The sequence below is a fragment of the Burkholderia metallica genome (assembly GCF_001718555.1).
In the GTDB taxonomy this organism is placed as follows: Bacteria; Pseudomonadota; Gammaproteobacteria; order Burkholderiales; family Burkholderiaceae; genus Burkholderia; species Burkholderia metallica.
Genome location: NZ_CP013401.1, coordinates 3,367,337 through 3,382,837, shown reverse-complemented (window position 1 = coordinate 3,382,837; position 15,501 = coordinate 3,367,337). Strand labels below are relative to the sequence as shown.

Sequence of the window (15,501 nt, the reverse complement as noted above, 5' to 3'; positions counted from 1 at the left end):
TTGCCGCCCGCGTCGTTTTCCGCGGCGAACGTCGAAGCGCTACGCGCCGACGTTCGACTGCGTCTGCAGCCACGCGCAGAACTGTGCGACGAGCGGATCGTCGGCCGGCGCGCGCGGCGCGATCCACCAGTAGCTGCGCGTCGCGATGCGCGGCCCTTCCAGCGGCATCACGAGCCGGCCGCTCGCGAGTTCGTCGTCGATCAGCGGCAACGGGCCGAGCGCGACGCCGAGGCCGTCGACGGCCGCCTGCAGCGCCAGGTAGAAGTGATCGAACGACTGCCGCTTGCGCCCCTTCATCGCCACGCCGGCCGCCGCGAACCAGTCGCGCCAGCCTTCCGGCCGCGTATCCGAATGCAGCAGCACGTGGCGCGCGAGATCGTCCGCGCGAGAGATCGGCGCGCGCTTGAGCAACGCGGGGCTGCACACCGGAATCACGCTTTCGTCGAGGAAGTGGCCGCTCGTGCAGTTCGGCCAGTGGCCGGGGCCGCGGCGGATCGCGACGTCGAAGCCGTCGAGCGCATCGAGCGGCGCGTTCGACGTGGACAGCTTCAGCTCGACGTTCGGCACGTCGCGCTGGAACCGCGACAGGCGCGGCAGCAGCCATTTCATCGCGAAGGTCGGCAGCGCGTTGATGCGCAGCACGCGTGCTGCGCCCGTGTGGCGCAACTGCTCGGTCGCGTGCGCGATGCTGTCGAACGCGGCGCGCACGGTGTCGAGGTAGCGGCGGCCTTCGTCGGTGAGCCTCACGCGCTTGCCGTACCGGTGGAACACCGGCTTGCCGAGCCACGCCTCGAACCCGGCGATCTGCCGGCTGATGGCACCGTGAGTCACATGCAGCTCGTCGCCGGCGGCGCTGAAGCTTTCATGTCGTGCCGCGGCTTCAAAGGCCCGAAGCGCGGAAAAGGGCGGGAGATCGCGTGCCATGCTTGTGATTCTAGATCACAAGGGCGCGCCGATAAAATCGTTTTGCCGGCCGGTCGGACGGCGGTAACCTCGGGTCACCGTTCGATAAGGAGCCCCATGCAATCCGCTTCCCCGCCTGCCGCCTCCCCGCGCCGCATCGGCCTCGCCGAGCTGTTCACCGGTTTCCTGTCGCTGGGCCTGATGTCGTTCGGCGGCGCGCTGCCGTTCGCGCGGCGCACCATCGTCGAAGAGCGCAAGTGGCTCTCCGCCGACGAATTCACCGATCTGCTCGGGCTGTGCCAGTTCCTGCCGGGCGGCAACGTGATCAACCTGTCGGTGGCCGTCGGCATGCGCTTTCGCGGCGTCGCCGGCGCGTTCGCCGGCATTCTCGGGCTGATCGCGGGGCCGACGCTCGTCGTCGTCGCGCTCGGCGTGCTGTACGCGAAGACGCAGAACGATCCGCGCGTGCAGCACCTGTTCGCGGGGCTCGCCGCCGCGGCCGCCGGGCTGCTCGTCGCGATGGCCGTGAAGGTCGCGAAGCCGCTGCGGCATGCGCGCGCGGCAGCCGGCATCGCGGCGCTCGCGTTCGTCGCGATCGCGGTGCTGCGCATTCCGCTGTTGACCGCGATGCTCGTGCTGACGCCCGTGAGCATCTGGCTCGCGTCGCGGCGCCGCGACGCACCCGCACCGCAGCCGGCGCCGGCCGCGGCGCGCGACACGCAGCACGGAGGCCGGCCGTGAACGACACGCTGATCGCAATCGCGACGATCTTCAGCCAGCTGTCGCTGCTCGCGTTCGGCGGCGGCAACACGATCCTGCCGGAGATGCAGCGTCAGGTCGTCGACGTCCATCACTGGATGAGCGCGCACGAATTCACCGCGCTGTTCGCGCTGGCCCAGGCGGCGCCCGGGCCGAACATGATGATCGTGTCGCTGGTCGGCTGGCACGTGGCCGGCTGGAGCGGGCTGCTCGTCGCGTCGCTCGCGAAGTTCGGGCCGTCGTCGATCGTCACCGTGCTCGCGCTGCATGCGTGGGAGCGCTTTCGCGACCGGCCGTGGCGCCGCTACGTGCAGCAGGGGATGATGCCCGTCACGGCCGGGCTCGTCGCGGCGAGCGCGGTGCTGATCTCCGAAGCGTCGAACCGCACCGCGATCCAGTGGGGCATCACGGCCGCGTGCGCGGTGCTCGCGTGGCGCACGCGCATCCATCCGCTGTGGCTGCTCGCGGGCGGTGCGCTGATCGGGCTCACCGGCATCGGGCAGTGAGCGGCGCACACTGACCGCCCGTGCGCCATACTGGCGCGAATCTTCACGGGAGGATCGATGGATCTCGACGGCGCCAGCCGCAATCTCACCGTCGCCGCGTTGCTGACGCTGTCCGGCGGCTACCTCGACGCGTACACGTACGTCGGCCACGGGCACGTGTTCGCGAACACGATGACCGGCAACGTCGCGCTGCTCGGCATCAACCTGTCGGCCGGCGAATGGGCCGCCGCGCTGCATCACGTGCCGCCGCTCGGCGGCTTCGTGATCGCGGTGTTCGTCGCGCACCTGCTCGGCCTCGCCGCGCAGCGCGGCTGGATGAAGCACACGGCGTTCACGAGCCTGCTCGTCGAGATCGCGTTTCTCGGCGTGGCCGCGAGCGGCGTCGTCGGCGCGTCGAGTGCGTGGCTGATTCCGGGCATCTCGTTCGTCGCGACGCTGCAGACGCTGTCGTTCACCCATCTCGAGGAACTGTCGTACACGTCGGTGATGACCACCGGCAACCTGCGGCGCGCCGCGCAGAAGCTGTTCGTCGGGCTGATCCCGCGCTACGACGCGGGTGCGCTGCACGACTCGGCGCTGCTCGCGACGATCAGCTTCTGTTTCCTGGCCGGCGCGGTGGTCGGCGGCCTCGTGACGCGGCTCGTGCCGGAACTCGCGCTGTGGGGCGCGGTGCTGCTGCTCGTCGGCGCGTTTGCGGAAATCGTGCGGCGCGCGTGGCGCCGGCACACGGCCGACGGCGGTCCGGCAGCGGTGTGAGCGCGCCAGGCGTGGCGCGCGTCGCTGCGTGCGCCGCGTGCCCGCTGTGCGCATACCGCGCGTGTGCGCGTGTCGCGCGGCGTCGGCTGCGCGATCCTTTCAGACCCGACACACCGTAAGCGGCGCGATCGCCCGTTGCCGGGCGGCGTCCGAACGCGCCCGCGCCCGCCCGCCGCGCGCAGCGTTGTGCGCGGGCGACAGTTCCGCCGTGACCGCGCATTTCAATTTCTTTCAGCGATGGCACTCGTCATATGATTCAGCCCACATCGCGCGCGCCAAGAACGCGAGCGATCGCCACCCGGCTGCGCACGCGGCCGGCCATGAATGGAGACACCTACAAAAAGGAAAGCTCATGAAGCAGACCACCCGACTCGCAGCCATCGCAGGGGGCGCAGCGCTCGCATTTGCCAGCCAGTACGCGGCCGCACAAAGCTCGGTCACGCTCTGGGGCGTCGCCGACGCCAGCATCCGTTACCTCACGAACGCGAACGCGAAGAACGACGGCCTGCTGTCGATGACCAACGGCGCGATCACGAACAGCCGCTTCGGCATCTACGGCACCGAAGATCTCGGCGGCGGCCTGAAGGCCGTGTTCAACCTCGAAAGCGGCGTGAACCTGCAGAACGGCGCATTCGCCGACAGTGGCCGCCTGTTCAACCGCGCGGCGTACGTCGGCCTGCAGAGCCCGTACGGCACGGTGACCCTCGGCCGCCAGAAGACGCCGCTGTTCGACCTGCTGTCGGACACCTACGATCCTCTGACGGTCGGCAACTACCTCGAAAACGCGTGGCTGCCGGTCGCACTCGGCGGCGGCCTGTATGCGGACAACCAGATCAAGTACACGGGCAAGTTCGACGGCCTGACCGCGAAGGCGATGTACTCGACCGGCACCAACTACGAATCGACCGGCGCCGGCGGCTTCTCGGGCCAGATCCCGGGTTCGCTCGGCAAGGGCAATGCGTGGGGCGTGTCGCTGTCGTACGTGATGGGCCCGCTCAGCATCGCGGCCGGCGCGCAGCAGAACAGCGACAACTCGGCGCGCAAGCAGACGATCTACCACGCGAACGTCGTGTACGCGTTCAGCAAGGCGAAGATCTACGCGGGCTACCTGCGCTCGAAGGACGACACCGGCTTCGTCGACAGCCTGCTCGCGCAGCAGACGATTCCGGTCGCGAAGAGCACCGGCCGGATCGACGACGGTCCGTTCGCGGGCGTGAGCTGGCAGGTCAGCGCGCCGCTGACGCTGACGGGCGCGTTCTACTACGACCACATGCGCAATGCGATGACCACGAACGGCACGCTCGCGAGCGGCAACCGCTACGCGGTCGTCGGCATCGCCGAGTACGCGCTGAGCAAGCGCACGGAAGTCTACGGCACCGTCGACTTCAACAAGACGAACGGCGCGGCGAACGTCGAGCTGCCGGGTCGCAGCAACCAGACCGGCATCGCGATCGGCCTGCGCAATATCTTCTGACGAACGTCGGAACGCACGTGCCGGCAGTCGTCCGGCATGCATCGAAGGGGCGCCGCGAGGCGCCTCTTTTTTTCGTCGCGCGACCGTCATGCGCGTGCACGACTATTCGGCGAATGCTCCATTGCGCGCGCCCCGCGCCGTAAGCGATCCGTCGGCAATCCAGAACATACTTTGACAGTGCGCGCATGGCCTTTCGGCTACGCTGCGTGCATCGCCCGTTGCGTGCCGTGCGGCCCGCGCGTGCGGCGTTCCGGTCACGCTCGGCGAGTGCGGCCGGCCTGGTGCGTAACTTGTGTATCCGGCGATGACAATCGCGGTGCACCGGTTTTTTTCGTGGGACGATGCGGTCACGATTTTCTCGAAAGGGGATGACGATGGGTATCCTGAACACCGTGGGTGAAATCGCCGGCGCAATCGCCGCCGTCGAAGGCGCGGAAAAGCTCGATCCGGATGCGGGCCTGCTGACCAAGGCGGCCGCCGCCGTCGCCGGCTTCAAGGGCGCGGAAGCGATCGAAGGCATGCTCGAGAAGAAGGAAGAGCAGCCGCAGCAGGCGGACGACACGCAGGCGACGGACGGCAGCGACACGTCGCAGGCATGAGCATGGCGGCTGGCCGGCCCTCGGTGCGCCCTTCGCGCGCCCGGGCCGGCCGGTGCCGCGCAGCCGGCAGGTCGGGCATGCGGTCGATCGGTGACGCATGGCACACCCGGCAGCCGGTTTGACCGGCGAGAGGCCCCTGTCTCTCGCCGTTTTTTATTGGGCACGCGCCGCGCCTGCACCGTGCGCCGCACGATTGCCGGAATCTTGCTATCGTCCCTCCATCCGAACTGCGATGAGGGAATGCGATGGATTTCGACTACGACCTGTTCGTCATCGGCGCCGGCTCGGGCGGCGTGCGGCTCGCGCGGATGTCCGCGTCCTACGGCGCGCGCGTCGGCATAGCGGAAGAAGAGCAGATCGGCGGCACCTGCGTGCTGCGCGGCTGCATCCCGAAGAAGCTGCTCGTCTACGCATCGCACTATCCGCATGAAGTCGAGGACGCGAAGGGCTTCGGCTGGACCTTCGGTGCCGGCACGCTCGACTGGCCCGCGCTGATCGCCGCGAAGGATCGCGAGATCAACCGGCTGAGCGACATCTACATCAACCTGCTGCGGCAATCGGGCGTCGACATGCACGCGGGGCGCGCGACGCTCGTCGACGCGCACACGGTCGCGATCGGCGAGCGCCGGTTCCGCGCGCGCCACATCGCGATCGCGACCGGCTCGCGCCCGTCGCTGCCGTCGCGCCCCGGCATCGAGCACGCGATCACGTCGCGCGAGGCGCTGTCGCTCGCCGCATTGCCCAAGCGCATCGCGGTGGTCGGCGGCGGCTATATCGCGGTCGAGTTCGCGGGCATCTTCAACGGCTTCGGCAGCCACGTCGACCTGTTCTATCGCGGCGAGAAGATCCTGCGCGGCTTCGACGACGACGTGCGCCAGTTCCTGACCGACGAGATGACGAAGCAGGGCGTCGCGATCCACGCGCGCGCGGTGATCGAATCGATCGAGCGCGCGGACGACGGCACGCTGAGCGTGCGCGTCGGCGATGCGCGCCACGGGCCGTACGACGCGGTGCTCTATGCAACCGGCCGCGTGCCGAACGTCGACGGGATCGGGCTCGAACAGGCGGGCGTGTTGCTCGACGCGCGCGGCGCGATCGCCGTCGATGCGTATTCGGCGACGTCGGTGCCGTCGATCCATGCGATCGGCGACGTCACGTCGCGGCCGCAGCTCACGCCGGTGGCGACGCGCGACGGTGCGCTGCTCGCGCGCACGCTGTTCGGCGGCTCGCGCGTCGCGGCCGATCACGAGTACGTGCCGTCGGCCGTGTTCAGCCAGCCGGAGGTCGCGACGGTCGGGCTCACCGAGGCGAGCGCGCGCGACCTGTACGACGGCGACGTCGACATCTACCGCACGTCGTTCAAGGCGCTGCGTCATACGCTGTCGGGCCGCGACGAGCGCACGCTGATGAAGCTCGTCGTCGCGCGCGACAGCCAGCGCGTGGTCGGCGCGCACATGGTCGGCCGCGATGCGGGCGAGATCATCCAGGGCATCGCGATCGCGATTCGCGCGGGCGCGACGAAGGCGCAGTTCGACGACACGATCGGCATCCATCCGACCGCGGCCGAGGAGTTCGTGACGATGCGGCAGAAGGTGGGCGGCTAGCGAAAGCGGGCACGCGCGCGCCAGCGCGCGTGCGTCTGTGATGTGCCGGATCGCGGAATCGCCGGGTCGGGAATCGGCCGGCGCGCGATTTACCGGCGCGGAAAAGCCCGATTAATACGGGTGATCGTTTTCAAGTGATCGGCAACGCAAGTCGAGCTGCGCGCGATGTATCTCGATATTGTCCGACCGGAGCGCGATGCGTATCGGCAAAAATCAAACTATCGAAGTGCGCTGCTCGGATACCGGATCACCGCTGTCCGGCAACGGGTTGGCGCGAATCCGGTCGCGCTTTGCGTATCAGTAAGAAAATCGTCAACTATTATCAAGATACCCCGTCTCGATAAACAGGCTTGATATGATCGCGAAAAATCATATCCGGGGGTCGATCATGCGCGATCAACAGCGCAATCACGAGCATTACGCAATCAAGCACGCACGCGCATCCGTCGCGTATCGCGTCGCGCATCCGCTTCGGGTTGCAGCGCGCCTGCTGCCTACACCCGCCCATCCGTAGTCGAGATCGCCAGCCCGGCGACGAATGCGTGCGCGCGTCGCACCGACGCGCACATGCCCGTTCGCACTGCAATCATTTCGAGCGCCGGCTCGTCCGCGAGCCCGCGGCTCCGCTCGGCGCCCTCTTTCCCTCCAAGGAGACCAGCAGTGAACATTCAGACACGACGCACCGTCCTCGTGGCGGCAGCGGTCGTCGCAGCGTTGTCCGGCTGCGCGACCGAATCGTCGCGCACGCTCGACGTGCCGGCCGTCAGCAGCGCGCAGAAGCCGTATGCGGGCAAGCCCGTCGCGATCGCGGTCGGCAAGTTCGACAACCGCTCGAGCTACATGCGCGGCATCTTCTCGGACGGCATCGACCGCCTCGGCGGCCAGGCGAAGACGATCCTCGTCACGCGCCTGCAGCAGAGCCGCCGCTTCAACGTGCTCGACCGCGAGAACCTCGACGAGATCCGGCAGGACGCCGGCTTCATGAAGAAGGCGCAGGCCGTGAAGGGCGCGAACTACGTGGTGACGGGCGACGTGACCGAGTTCGGCCGCAAGGACGTCGGCGATCACCAGCTGTTCGGCATCCTCGGTCGCGGCAAGACGCAGGTCGCGTACGCGAAGGTCAATCTGAACATCGTCGACACGACGACGTCGGAAGTCGTCGCATCGAGCCAGGGCGCGGGCGAATTCAGCCTGTCGAACCGCGAGGTGATCGGCTTCGGCGGCACGGCCGGCTACGACTCGACGCTCAACGGCAAGGTGCTGGACCTCGCGATCCAGGAAGCCGTGAACCATCTCGTCGACCAGGTCGACGCCGGTACGCTGAAGGCGGCGAAGTAACGGGCGCGTGCGGTACCGCCTGAACTCATCATCACATCAACCAGAAGAGACAAGACCATGAAACGGGGAATCTGGCTGCCGGCGACGGCGGCCGTCATGCTGTTCGCGGGCTGCGCGGCGCCGACCACGCCGCCGCTTTATCAATGGAACGGCTATCAGCCGCAGGTGTACGAATACTTCAAGGGGCAGAAGTCGCCGCAGGAGCAGATCGACGCACTCGAAAAGGCGCTGCAGGAGATTCGCGCGAAGGGCCATACGCCGCCGCCGGGGTTCCATGCGCATCTCGGGATGCTGTATGCGAGCGTCGGCAACATGCAGCAGGCCGGGCAGGAGCTGCAGGCCGAGAAGCAACTGTTCCCGGAGTCCGCGCCGTACATGGATTTCCTGATGAAGAAGAAGGCCGGTGACTCGAAAGCCGCGAATCCGACGGCCGCCGGCCAGACGGTCGCCGCCCGCAAGGCCGCCGATTCGAACCCCGTCAAACAGTGAGTGACGCGCCCGCCATGTTCAAGACACTTTCATTCAAGCTGTTGTCCGTGCTGTCGATCGCCGCACTGCTGAGCGCGTGCGCGCAACCGGTGAAGCGCCCCGATTACACGGCGTTCAAGAAGAGCCAGCCGCGCTCGATTCTCGTGCTGCCGCCCGTGAACGAGACTACCGACGTCGGCGCGACCTACGGCGTGCTGTCGCAAATGACGCAGCCGCTCGCGGAGTCCGGCTATTACGTGGTGCCGGTCGCGGTGATGGACGAGACGTTCAAGCAGAACGGCCTGACGAACGCGACCGATATCCAGAGCACGTCGCCCGCGAAGCTGCGCGAAATCTTCGGCGCGGACGCCGCGCTGTATTCGAAGGTCACGCAGTACGGCTCCGTCTATCAGGTGGTCGACAGTACGACGATCGTCTCCGCATCGGCGAAGCTCGTCGACCTGAAGACCGGCGACGTCCTCTGGCAGGGCGACGGTCGCGCGACCGGCAAGGAAGTCGGCAACAACATGAGCGTCAATGCGTTCGGGGTCGTCGGCGCGCTGGTGCAGGCGGCCGTCAAGCAGGTCGCGCATTCGCTGACCGACGAAGCGCATGACGTGGCCGGGCTGACGAGCAGCCGGTTGCTGTCGGCCGGGCCGCCGAACGGGTTGCTGTACGGGCCGCGCTCACCGAAGTACGGCACGGACTGATACGCGGCCGACGCGTCGAAGTCCTGCCATCGGCTCGAACAGCCGCGCAAGTGCGCGGCTGTTTTTGCATCTGCATATCGATGTATCGACGTATCGACGTGTCGTCACGCTCAATGCATGCCGAACGCATCGAGCAGCCGGTACCAGCCCATCGCGAGTACCAGCGCCGGCGTGCGCAGAGCTTCGCCGCCTGGAAAGTCGCGATGGCGGATCTTGTCGAACAGGTCGAAGCGGCTCGCCTGCCCGTCGATCGCCTCGGCGATCAGCTTGCCCGCGAGTGCGGTCGTGTTCACGCCGTGCCCTGAAAACCCCTGCGCGAAATACGTCGTCGGCGTGAGGCGGCCGAAGTGCGGCGCGCGGTTCATCGTGATGTCGACGAAGCCGCCCCATGCGTAGTCGACCTTCACGTCCGCAAGCTGCGGGAACGTCTTCAGCATGTCCGCGCGCATTGCCGCCGCGAGGTCGCGCGGTTGCCGCGTCGAATAGCTGACCTTGCCGCCCCACACGAGCCGAGTGTCGGGCGCCGGCCGGAAATAGTCGAGCACGAAACGGCTGTCGCAAATCGCCGCGCGCGCGGGCATCAGCGCGGCGGCGCGTGCGTCGCCGAGCGGCTCGGTCGCGATCACGTAGGTGCCGACCGGCATGATCTTCTTCGACAATGCGGGTGCGACCGAGCCGACGAAGGTATTGCATGCGAGCACGACGAAGCGCGCGCGCACGTTGCCGCCGCCCGTCTCGACGACGTGGCCGCCCGCGACGTCGCGCACGCGCGTCACGCAACTGTCCTCGTGGATGCGCACGCCCGCTTCGGTCGCTGCGCGCGCGAGGCCGAGCGTGTAGTTCAGCGGATGGAGGTGGCCGCTGTCCGGGTCGTACAGGCCGCCGCAATAGCGCTCCGACTGCACGTAGTCGCCGAGTGCGTCGGCTTCGACGAAGCGGAATCGGTCGTAGCCGAAGCGCGTCGCGGCTTCGTCGCGCCAGCGTTTCAACGCATCGGCGTCGCGCGCGGTGTTCGCGGCGGTCAGGTAGCCGGGCACCAGCGCGCAGTCGATGTCGTGCTGCGCGATGCGCGATTTCACGAGCGACAGCGTTTCGAGCCCCATGTCCCAGATGCGCTTCACGTCGCCTTCCGGCATGAATTGCGCGAACGTGTCGATGTCGCACGCGAAGCCGCCGATCAGCTGGCCGCCGTTGCGGCCGCTCGCCGCCCATCCGACCCGCGACGCTTCGAGCACGGTCACCGAATGGCCGCGCTCGGCGAGGTTGAGCGCGGCGGACAGGCCCGTGAGGCCCGCACCGATCACGCACACGTCGGCATCGGTCGTGCCGGCGAGCGGCGCGTGGCGGGTCGTATCGTTGGCGGTCGCCGCGTAGTAGGACGCGACGTGCGGCTGGTTGGCGAAGGTCTGCATGATCGGGAGAACGGAAGAAGTTGGGCTCAGAACAGCTCGCGCACGCGGTGGTACAGCATCCCGAGTTCGAGCGCGGGTTGCCGCCATGCGTCGCCGCCGGGAAAGCGCCGGTGGCGCAAGCGCGCGAACAGGTCGAACGCGCGCGTGTCGCCCGCGATCGCGCCGGCGACCGCGCGTCCGGCGATACCGGTGAGCGCGACGCCGTGCCCGCTGAAGCCCTGGACGTAGAAGAAGTTCGGATCGAGCGCGCCGAAATCCGGTGCGCGGTTGCGCGTGACGTCGACGAAGCCGCCCCATGCGTGGTCGACGCGCACGTCGCCGAGCTGCGGGAATACGCCGACCATGCGGCGCCGGATCGTGTCGGCGAGCGTGGCGGGCGATGCGCCGGCCGAATTCGCGCGGCCGCCGAACAGCATCCGGTGGTCGGCGGACAGCCGGAAATAGTCGAGGAAGAAGTTGTTGTCGCACACGGCTTCGCGTTGCGCGATCAGCGCGTCGGCGCGCGCGTGGCCGAGCGGTTCGGTCGCGATGATGTACGACGCGATCGGCGCGATGCGCGCAGCGGTCGCGGCCGGCAGCACGCCGCCGGGGCCCGCGTTGCAGCACGACACGACGAAGCGGCAGCGCACGTCGCCCGACGGCGTCCGCACGACGGGCCGCGCGCCGCGCACGACGTCGAGCGCCGGCGTGTGCGCATACAGCGCGACACCCTCGCGGCGCGCGGCATCGGCGAGGCCGAGGCAATACTTGAGCGGATGCAGATGGCCCGACAGCGGATCGTAGACGCCCGCGAGATAGCGCGTCGATGCGATGCGCGCGCGGATCTCGCCGGTGTCGAGCCATGCCAGCGACGGATGGCCCCAGCGCCGGGTCGCGGCGCTCATCCACGCGCGCAGGTCGTCGACGCGGCGCGGCCTGGTCGCGACCGTCAGGTAGCCGCGCGTGAAATCGCAGTCGATCCCGTAGCGCGCGATCCGCTCGGCGATCAGCGCGACGCCGTCGAGCGACAGCGCCCACGCGGCGCGCGCGCCGTCGGCGCCGAGCTGCCGCTCGATCACTTCATCCTTCGCGAAGCCGGTGATCGCCTGGCCGCCGTTGCGGCCCGACGCGCCCCAGCCGGGCCGCTGCGCGTCGATCACCGCGACGGACAGCCCGCGCGCGCGGCACTCGAGCGCCGTCGACAGGCCGGCGAAGCCGGCGCCGATCACGCAGACGTCGACGTCGATCGTGCCGTCGAGCGCCGGAGCGCCGGCCGCGTGGTCGTCCACGGCGGGGCGCACGGCCGTCGCTTCGTAGTACGAGTCGTGCGCGAGCGCATCGGCGCGGCGGGTGAAAGACTGCGTCATGAAACTCACTCCCTCGAAAAGACTGCATCCTGCGCGCAGTCGCCCGGAAAACGGCGCGGGACGCCGTGCGCGCGGCACGGCGTCCCGCGCGAGCCGCGTCAGAACGAATAGATGAACTGCGTGGCGAGCAGGTCGTTGGACTTGCCGTACGACCCGTCGTTGCGCAGGAACACCTTGTTGTTCGCCCAGTCATGCCGGTATTCGACCTTCACGGTGATCTGCTGGGTCGGATAGAACAGCAGGTCGAGCGCGACGTCCTGGCGCACCGCGCCCTTGCACTCGAAGCCCAGGCCGCCGCCGGCCTTCGACATCGCGAGGCAGTCCGCGTCGACGCCGAAGCCGTTGCTCGGGTCCATCCCGTTGCCGTTCAGCGCGATGCCGCCGCCGCCGCCGCCGTTCTTCGAGTTGGCGAGCAGGTCGTAGCGCAGCGTCACGCCCATCCGACCGACCACCGGCGCGTTGAACTTGCGGTGTGCGAGCAGCGACAGGCCGTACCACTGCGCAAGCCCGCCGTTGAACGCCGCGTGCTGCTGACGACCGTAGTCGACTTCCGCGTTGTACTGAATATCGGCGAGCGTGTAGGTCGCGTCGAGTTCACCGAAGAAGAACGAACCGTAGCCGCTCGGCGCCGCGCCGCCCGGGCCGTAGTGGACGGTGCCGTCCGCATCGATCGCGCTCGCGAGCGTCTGGCGCCCGATGTTGAACGACCCGCCGAGGTCGAGCGCGCTCGACCACGTGTAGTCTGCGCGCGCGGTGAAGGTCGGCACCTTGTTGCTGGTGGTGATCGGATCGCCGAGCGCGTTGGTGCCCGTCTGCGTGACCGACCCGTACGTGCGGTACTGCTCGTTGCCGAGGAAGAACTTCCACGCCCAGTTGCCCTTCGTGTAGTTCGCGCCGATACCGACGTAGCTGCCCGGGTCGGAGAAATCGTACAGCAGGTTGTGCGTGAGCGTGAGCATCTGGTTCGACTGCTGCACCTCGTAGCCGCCGAAGCTCGGGATCAGGCCGGCGACCAGCGTCGTTTCGGCGGTGATCGGCACGTTGATGACCGCCGTGTTCAGCAGGTTGTCGGTGATCGAGCCGCGCGAGTTCTGCAGCAGCGTGATGCCGTTGCCGCGGTTCGGCATCAGCGTGATTTCCGCGGACGGCGCCATCGGGCCGACGCCGAACGTCTTCTTGATGTCGAGGTAGAGATCGCCGAACGTGCTGTTGAAGTAGTTGTACGCGTTCTCGTGGTTCGCGAACAGGAACGACGACGTGCCGGCCGCGCGGTTGTAGATGTAGGTCGGGTCGATGTAGCCCGTGACCGACAGGCCGGCGAGCGGGCCGGTGCTGGCCGCGTCGGTCAGCGAATCGACCTTCAGTTGCTGGTTCGCGATCTGCTGCTTCATCTCGCTGACCTCGTCGTTGGTCAGCGTGGCCTGCGCCTTGCCGTAATCCGGCGAACCCGGATCGGCGGCCACCGCGACGACCTTGCCGCCGCCGGCCGTACCGGCGCTCGCGCCGGACGTCGCGACGGCCGTGCCGCCCGGCTTCGCGGCGAGTTGCGCCTGCATCGCCTTCATCTGCTTCTGCAGCGCCGCGACCTGCGCCTGCAGCGCCTTGATCTCGGCGGATGTCGAGCCGGCCAGCGCGATGCCCGGCAACGCGCCGGCCACCAGCAGGCAGATCAGTTTCTTCTTCATTGCGGATTCTCCTTGTCGTGCACCTGTCGAATCGGAATCGAATCGCGCGCCCCCCCTGGGGCGGCGCGTGTTGCTTTGTCTGCAGTGCTTGTTATCTGCGAAGAGGCGGCCGGCGCGTCACGCCACCGCGAACGCCGCCTTCATGTCGGCGATGCGGCGCCGCTCGCGCATGATCATCATCCGGTTCACGACGATCACGCCGATCGTCACGGCCGTGATGAACAGCGTCGCCAGCGCGTTCATCTCCGGGTTCAGCCCCAGCCGCACGCGCGAGAACACCACCAGCGGCAGCGTCGTCGAGCCGGGCCCCGACAGGAACGCCGACAGCACCAGATCGTCGATCGACAGCGTGAACGACAGCAGCCAACCCGACAGCAGCGCCTGCGAGATCAGCGGCAGCGTCACCACGAAGAACACCTTCAGCGGCGTCGCGCCCAGATCCAGCGCCGCCTCCTCCAGCGACTTGTTCATCTCCTTCACCCGCGACTGCACGATGATCGCCACGTACGACACGCACAGCATCACGTGACCGATCCAGATCGTCACCATCCCGCGCCCCTTCGGCCAGCCGAACATCTGCTCCAGCGCAACGAACAGCAGCAGCAGCGAGATACCCTGGATCACCTCCGGAATCACCAGCGGCGCGTTGATCATCCCCGTGTACAGCGTGAAGCCCTTGAAGCGGCCGAAGCGTGCGAGCACGAAGCCCGCCCAAGTGCCGATCACGACCGACGCGGTGGCCGTCATCAGCCCGATCTTCAACGACAGCCACGCGGCGTTCAGCAGCTCGTCGTCGTCCAGCAGCGCCGCGTACCACTTCAGCGAGAAGCCCGACCACACCGTCACCAGCTTCGACTCGTTGAACGAGTACACGACCAGGCTGATGATCGGGATGTACAGGAACAGGAAGCCGAAGGCGAGGACGCCCGTCGACAGCGGTTTGCTCGGCTTGATCATTTCGCGTCCTCCAGTTCCTTGACCTGGTAGTACTGGAACAGCGCCATCGGCACCAGCAGCAGCATCACCATCGCGACCGTCACCGCGGACGCCATCGGCCAGTCCATGTTGTTGAAGAATTCATCCCACATCACGCGCCCGATCATCAGCGTATCGGCGCCGCCCAGCAGCTCCGGAATCACGTACTCGCCCACCGCCGGGATGAACACCAGCAGGCTGCCGGCGATGATCCCGTTCTTCGACAGCGGCAGCGTGATCCGCGTGAACGCGACCCACGGCTTCGCGCCCAGGTCGTACGCGGCTTCGAGCAGCGTCAGGTCCATCTTCACCAGGTGCGCGTACAGCGGCATCACCATGAACGGCAGGTACGAATAGACCATCCCGATGTAGACGCCCGCGTCGCTGTGGTACAGGCGCAGCGGCGTGTGGATGATGCCCAGCGCGATCAGCGTGTGGTTCAGCAGGCCGTCGTCCTTCAGGATGCCGATCCATGCGTACACGCGGATCAGGAACGACGTCCAGAACGGCAGCATCACGGCCATCATCAGCACGTTGCGGCGGTTCGGTTCCGAGCGCGCGATGTAGTACGCCATCGGATAGCCGATCAGCAGGCACAGCACCGTCGACACCGCGGCCATCTTCAGCGAGCTGAGGTAGGTCGCGATGTACAGGTCGTCCTGCAGCAGGAACGCGTAGTGCGACAGCTGCAGCGCGAAGTGCACGACGCCGTCCTTGAACTCGACGAGCGACGTGTACGGCGGGATGCCCATCACCTGGTCGGCGAAGCTGATCTTCAGCACCAGCACGAACGGCAGCGCGAAGAACACGGCGAGCCACAGGAACGGCACGCCGATCGCGACGCTGCGGCCCGACGGCAACAAGCGCGACAGCGCGGCGAAGCGGCCCGGGCGCGCGCGGCCGGCGCCGGCGCCCGCGGCGCTCGTCGACACCGGCGCGGAAGGCGTGGAAGCAGGGTTTGTCATC

The 15,501-nt window shown here is 67.9% G+C and carries 15 protein-coding genes; 9 read left to right on the top strand and 6 right to left on the bottom strand.

Annotated features, from left to right (window positions below; genetic code table 11):
* Positions 1-39 precede the first annotated feature (39 nt).
* The gene (locus tag WJ16_RS15285; RefSeq protein WP_069257768.1) at positions 40-924 is read right to left on the bottom strand and encodes a transcriptional regulator GcvA; all 885 of its coding nucleotides are present in this window, start codon (positions 922-924) and stop codon (positions 40-42) included.
* Positions 925-1,020: 96 nt separating this feature from the next.
* Between WJ16_RS15285 and WJ16_RS15280 the strand changes: the two genes are divergently transcribed.
* From WJ16_RS15280 to WJ16_RS15240, 9 genes are all read left to right on the top strand, one after another.
* The gene (locus tag WJ16_RS15280; RefSeq protein ID WP_069257767.1) at positions 1,021-1,644 is read left to right on the top strand and encodes a chromate transporter; all 624 of its coding nucleotides are present in this window, start codon (positions 1,021-1,023) and stop codon (positions 1,642-1,644) included.
* The gene (locus tag WJ16_RS15275; protein WP_043184629.1) at positions 1,641-2,168 is read left to right on the top strand and encodes a chromate transporter; all 528 of its coding nucleotides are present in this window, start codon (positions 1,641-1,643) and stop codon (positions 2,166-2,168) included. Before WJ16_RS15280 ends, WJ16_RS15275 begins: the two co-directional genes overlap by 4 nt.
* A 57-nt stretch (positions 2,169-2,225) precedes the next feature.
* Positions 2,226-2,924: a YoaK family protein gene (locus WJ16_RS15270; protein WP_069257766.1), complete on the top strand. Its 699-nt coding sequence runs from the start codon at positions 2,226-2,228 to the stop codon at positions 2,922-2,924.
* Between the two features lie 352 nt (positions 2,925-3,276).
* Positions 3,277-4,398 (top strand): porin, encoded by a 1,122-nt coding sequence (locus WJ16_RS15265; RefSeq protein WP_069257765.1) that lies wholly within the window; start codon positions 3,277-3,279, stop codon positions 4,396-4,398.
* 374 nt (positions 4,399-4,772) lie between these two features.
* Positions 4,773-4,997 carry a hypothetical protein gene (locus tag WJ16_RS15260; RefSeq protein WP_027788932.1) on the top strand — a complete coding sequence of 75 codons (225 nt, stop codon included), beginning with the start codon at positions 4,773-4,775 and terminating at the stop codon, positions 4,995-4,997.
* A gap of 245 nt (positions 4,998-5,242) precedes the next feature.
* Complete coding sequence (gene gor / locus WJ16_RS15255; protein ID WP_069257764.1) at positions 5,243-6,601, top strand: glutathione-disulfide reductase; 1,359 nt, start codon at positions 5,243-5,245, stop codon at positions 6,599-6,601.
* 666 nt (positions 6,602-7,267) lie between these two features.
* The gene (locus WJ16_RS15250; protein ID WP_208607001.1) at positions 7,268-7,939 is read left to right on the top strand and encodes a CsgG/HfaB family protein; all 672 of its coding nucleotides are present in this window, start codon (positions 7,268-7,270) and stop codon (positions 7,937-7,939) included.
* A gap of 57 nt (positions 7,940-7,996) precedes the next feature.
* Positions 7,997-8,428, top strand: coding sequence for a DUF4810 domain-containing protein (locus tag WJ16_RS15245; protein ID WP_069257762.1), 432 nt, complete (start codon positions 7,997-7,999; stop codon positions 8,426-8,428).
* A 14-nt stretch (positions 8,429-8,442) separates the two neighbouring features.
* Positions 8,443-9,117, top strand: a complete 675-nt coding sequence (locus WJ16_RS15240; RefSeq protein WP_069257761.1) for a DUF799 domain-containing protein — start codon at positions 8,443-8,445, stop codon at positions 9,115-9,117.
* 110 nt (positions 9,118-9,227) lie between these two features.
* Here WJ16_RS15240 and WJ16_RS15235 read toward each other — a convergent pair whose 3' ends face one another.
* The 5 genes from WJ16_RS15235 to WJ16_RS15215 all read right to left on the bottom strand — a co-directional run bounded on the left by WJ16_RS15235 (position 9,228) and on the right by WJ16_RS15215 (position 15,500).
* Positions 9,228-10,529, bottom strand: coding sequence for an NAD(P)/FAD-dependent oxidoreductase (locus WJ16_RS15235; RefSeq protein WP_069257760.1), 1,302 nt, complete (start codon positions 10,527-10,529; stop codon positions 9,228-9,230).
* A 26-nt stretch (positions 10,530-10,555) separates the two neighbouring features.
* Positions 10,556-11,875, bottom strand: a complete 1,320-nt coding sequence (locus WJ16_RS15230) for an NAD(P)/FAD-dependent oxidoreductase (RefSeq protein ID WP_069257759.1) — start codon at positions 11,873-11,875, stop codon at positions 10,556-10,558.
* Between the two features lie 98 nt (positions 11,876-11,973).
* Complete coding sequence (locus WJ16_RS15225; RefSeq protein WP_069257758.1) at positions 11,974-13,560, bottom strand: DUF3138 family protein; 1,587 nt, start codon at positions 13,558-13,560, stop codon at positions 11,974-11,976.
* A gap of 117 nt (positions 13,561-13,677) precedes the next feature.
* Entirely contained in the window at positions 13,678-14,517 is an 840-nt protein-coding gene (locus WJ16_RS15220; protein ID WP_069257757.1) for an ABC transporter permease subunit, read from the bottom strand.
* Positions 14,514-15,500: an ABC transporter permease subunit gene (locus WJ16_RS15215; RefSeq protein ID WP_069258089.1), complete on the bottom strand. Its 987-nt coding sequence runs from the start codon at positions 15,498-15,500 to the stop codon at positions 14,514-14,516. The genes WJ16_RS15220 and WJ16_RS15215 overlap by 4 nt, the downstream gene beginning before the upstream one ends.
* Between the last annotated feature and the right edge of the window lies 1 nt (position 15,501).

What these genes read in the sequence shown, in the direction of transcription:
- gor (WP_069257764.1), top strand. Translation starts at nt 5,243, where the DNA reads ATGGATTTCGACTACGACCTGTTCGTCATCGGCGCCGGCTCGGGCGGC.
- WJ16_RS15280 (WP_069257767.1), top strand. Translation starts at nt 1,021, where the DNA reads ATGCAATCCGCTTCCCCGCCTGCCGCCTCCCCGCGCCGCATCGGCCTC.
- WJ16_RS15245 (WP_069257762.1), top strand. Translation starts at nt 7,997, where the DNA reads ATGAAACGGGGAATCTGGCTGCCGGCGACGGCGGCCGTCATGCTGTTC.
- WJ16_RS15285 (WP_069257768.1), bottom strand. Translation starts at nt 924, where the DNA reads ATGGCACGCGATCTCCCGCCCTTTTCCGCGCTTCGGGCCTTTGAAGCC.
- WJ16_RS15270 (WP_069257766.1), top strand. Translation starts at nt 2,226, where the DNA reads ATGGATCTCGACGGCGCCAGCCGCAATCTCACCGTCGCCGCGTTGCTG.
- WJ16_RS15230 (WP_069257759.1), bottom strand. Translation starts at nt 11,875, where the DNA reads ATGACGCAGTCTTTCACCCGCCGCGCCGATGCGCTCGCGCACGACTCG.
- WJ16_RS15260 (WP_027788932.1), top strand. Translation starts at nt 4,773, where the DNA reads ATGGGTATCCTGAACACCGTGGGTGAAATCGCCGGCGCAATCGCCGCC.
- WJ16_RS15215 (WP_069258089.1), bottom strand. Translation starts at nt 15,500, where the DNA reads ATGACAAACCCTGCTTCCACGCCTTCCGCGCCGGTGTCGACGAGCGCC.
- WJ16_RS15240 (WP_069257761.1), top strand. Translation starts at nt 8,443, where the DNA reads ATGTTCAAGACACTTTCATTCAAGCTGTTGTCCGTGCTGTCGATCGCC.
- WJ16_RS15225 (WP_069257758.1), bottom strand. Translation starts at nt 13,560, where the DNA reads ATGAAGAAGAAACTGATCTGCCTGCTGGTGGCCGGCGCGTTGCCGGGC.
- WJ16_RS15220 (WP_069257757.1), bottom strand. Translation starts at nt 14,517, where the DNA reads ATGATCAAGCCGAGCAAACCGCTGTCGACGGGCGTCCTCGCCTTCGGC.
- WJ16_RS15235 (WP_069257760.1), bottom strand. Translation starts at nt 10,529, where the DNA reads ATGCAGACCTTCGCCAACCAGCCGCACGTCGCGTCCTACTACGCGGCG.
- WJ16_RS15265 (WP_069257765.1), top strand. Translation starts at nt 3,277, where the DNA reads ATGAAGCAGACCACCCGACTCGCAGCCATCGCAGGGGGCGCAGCGCTC.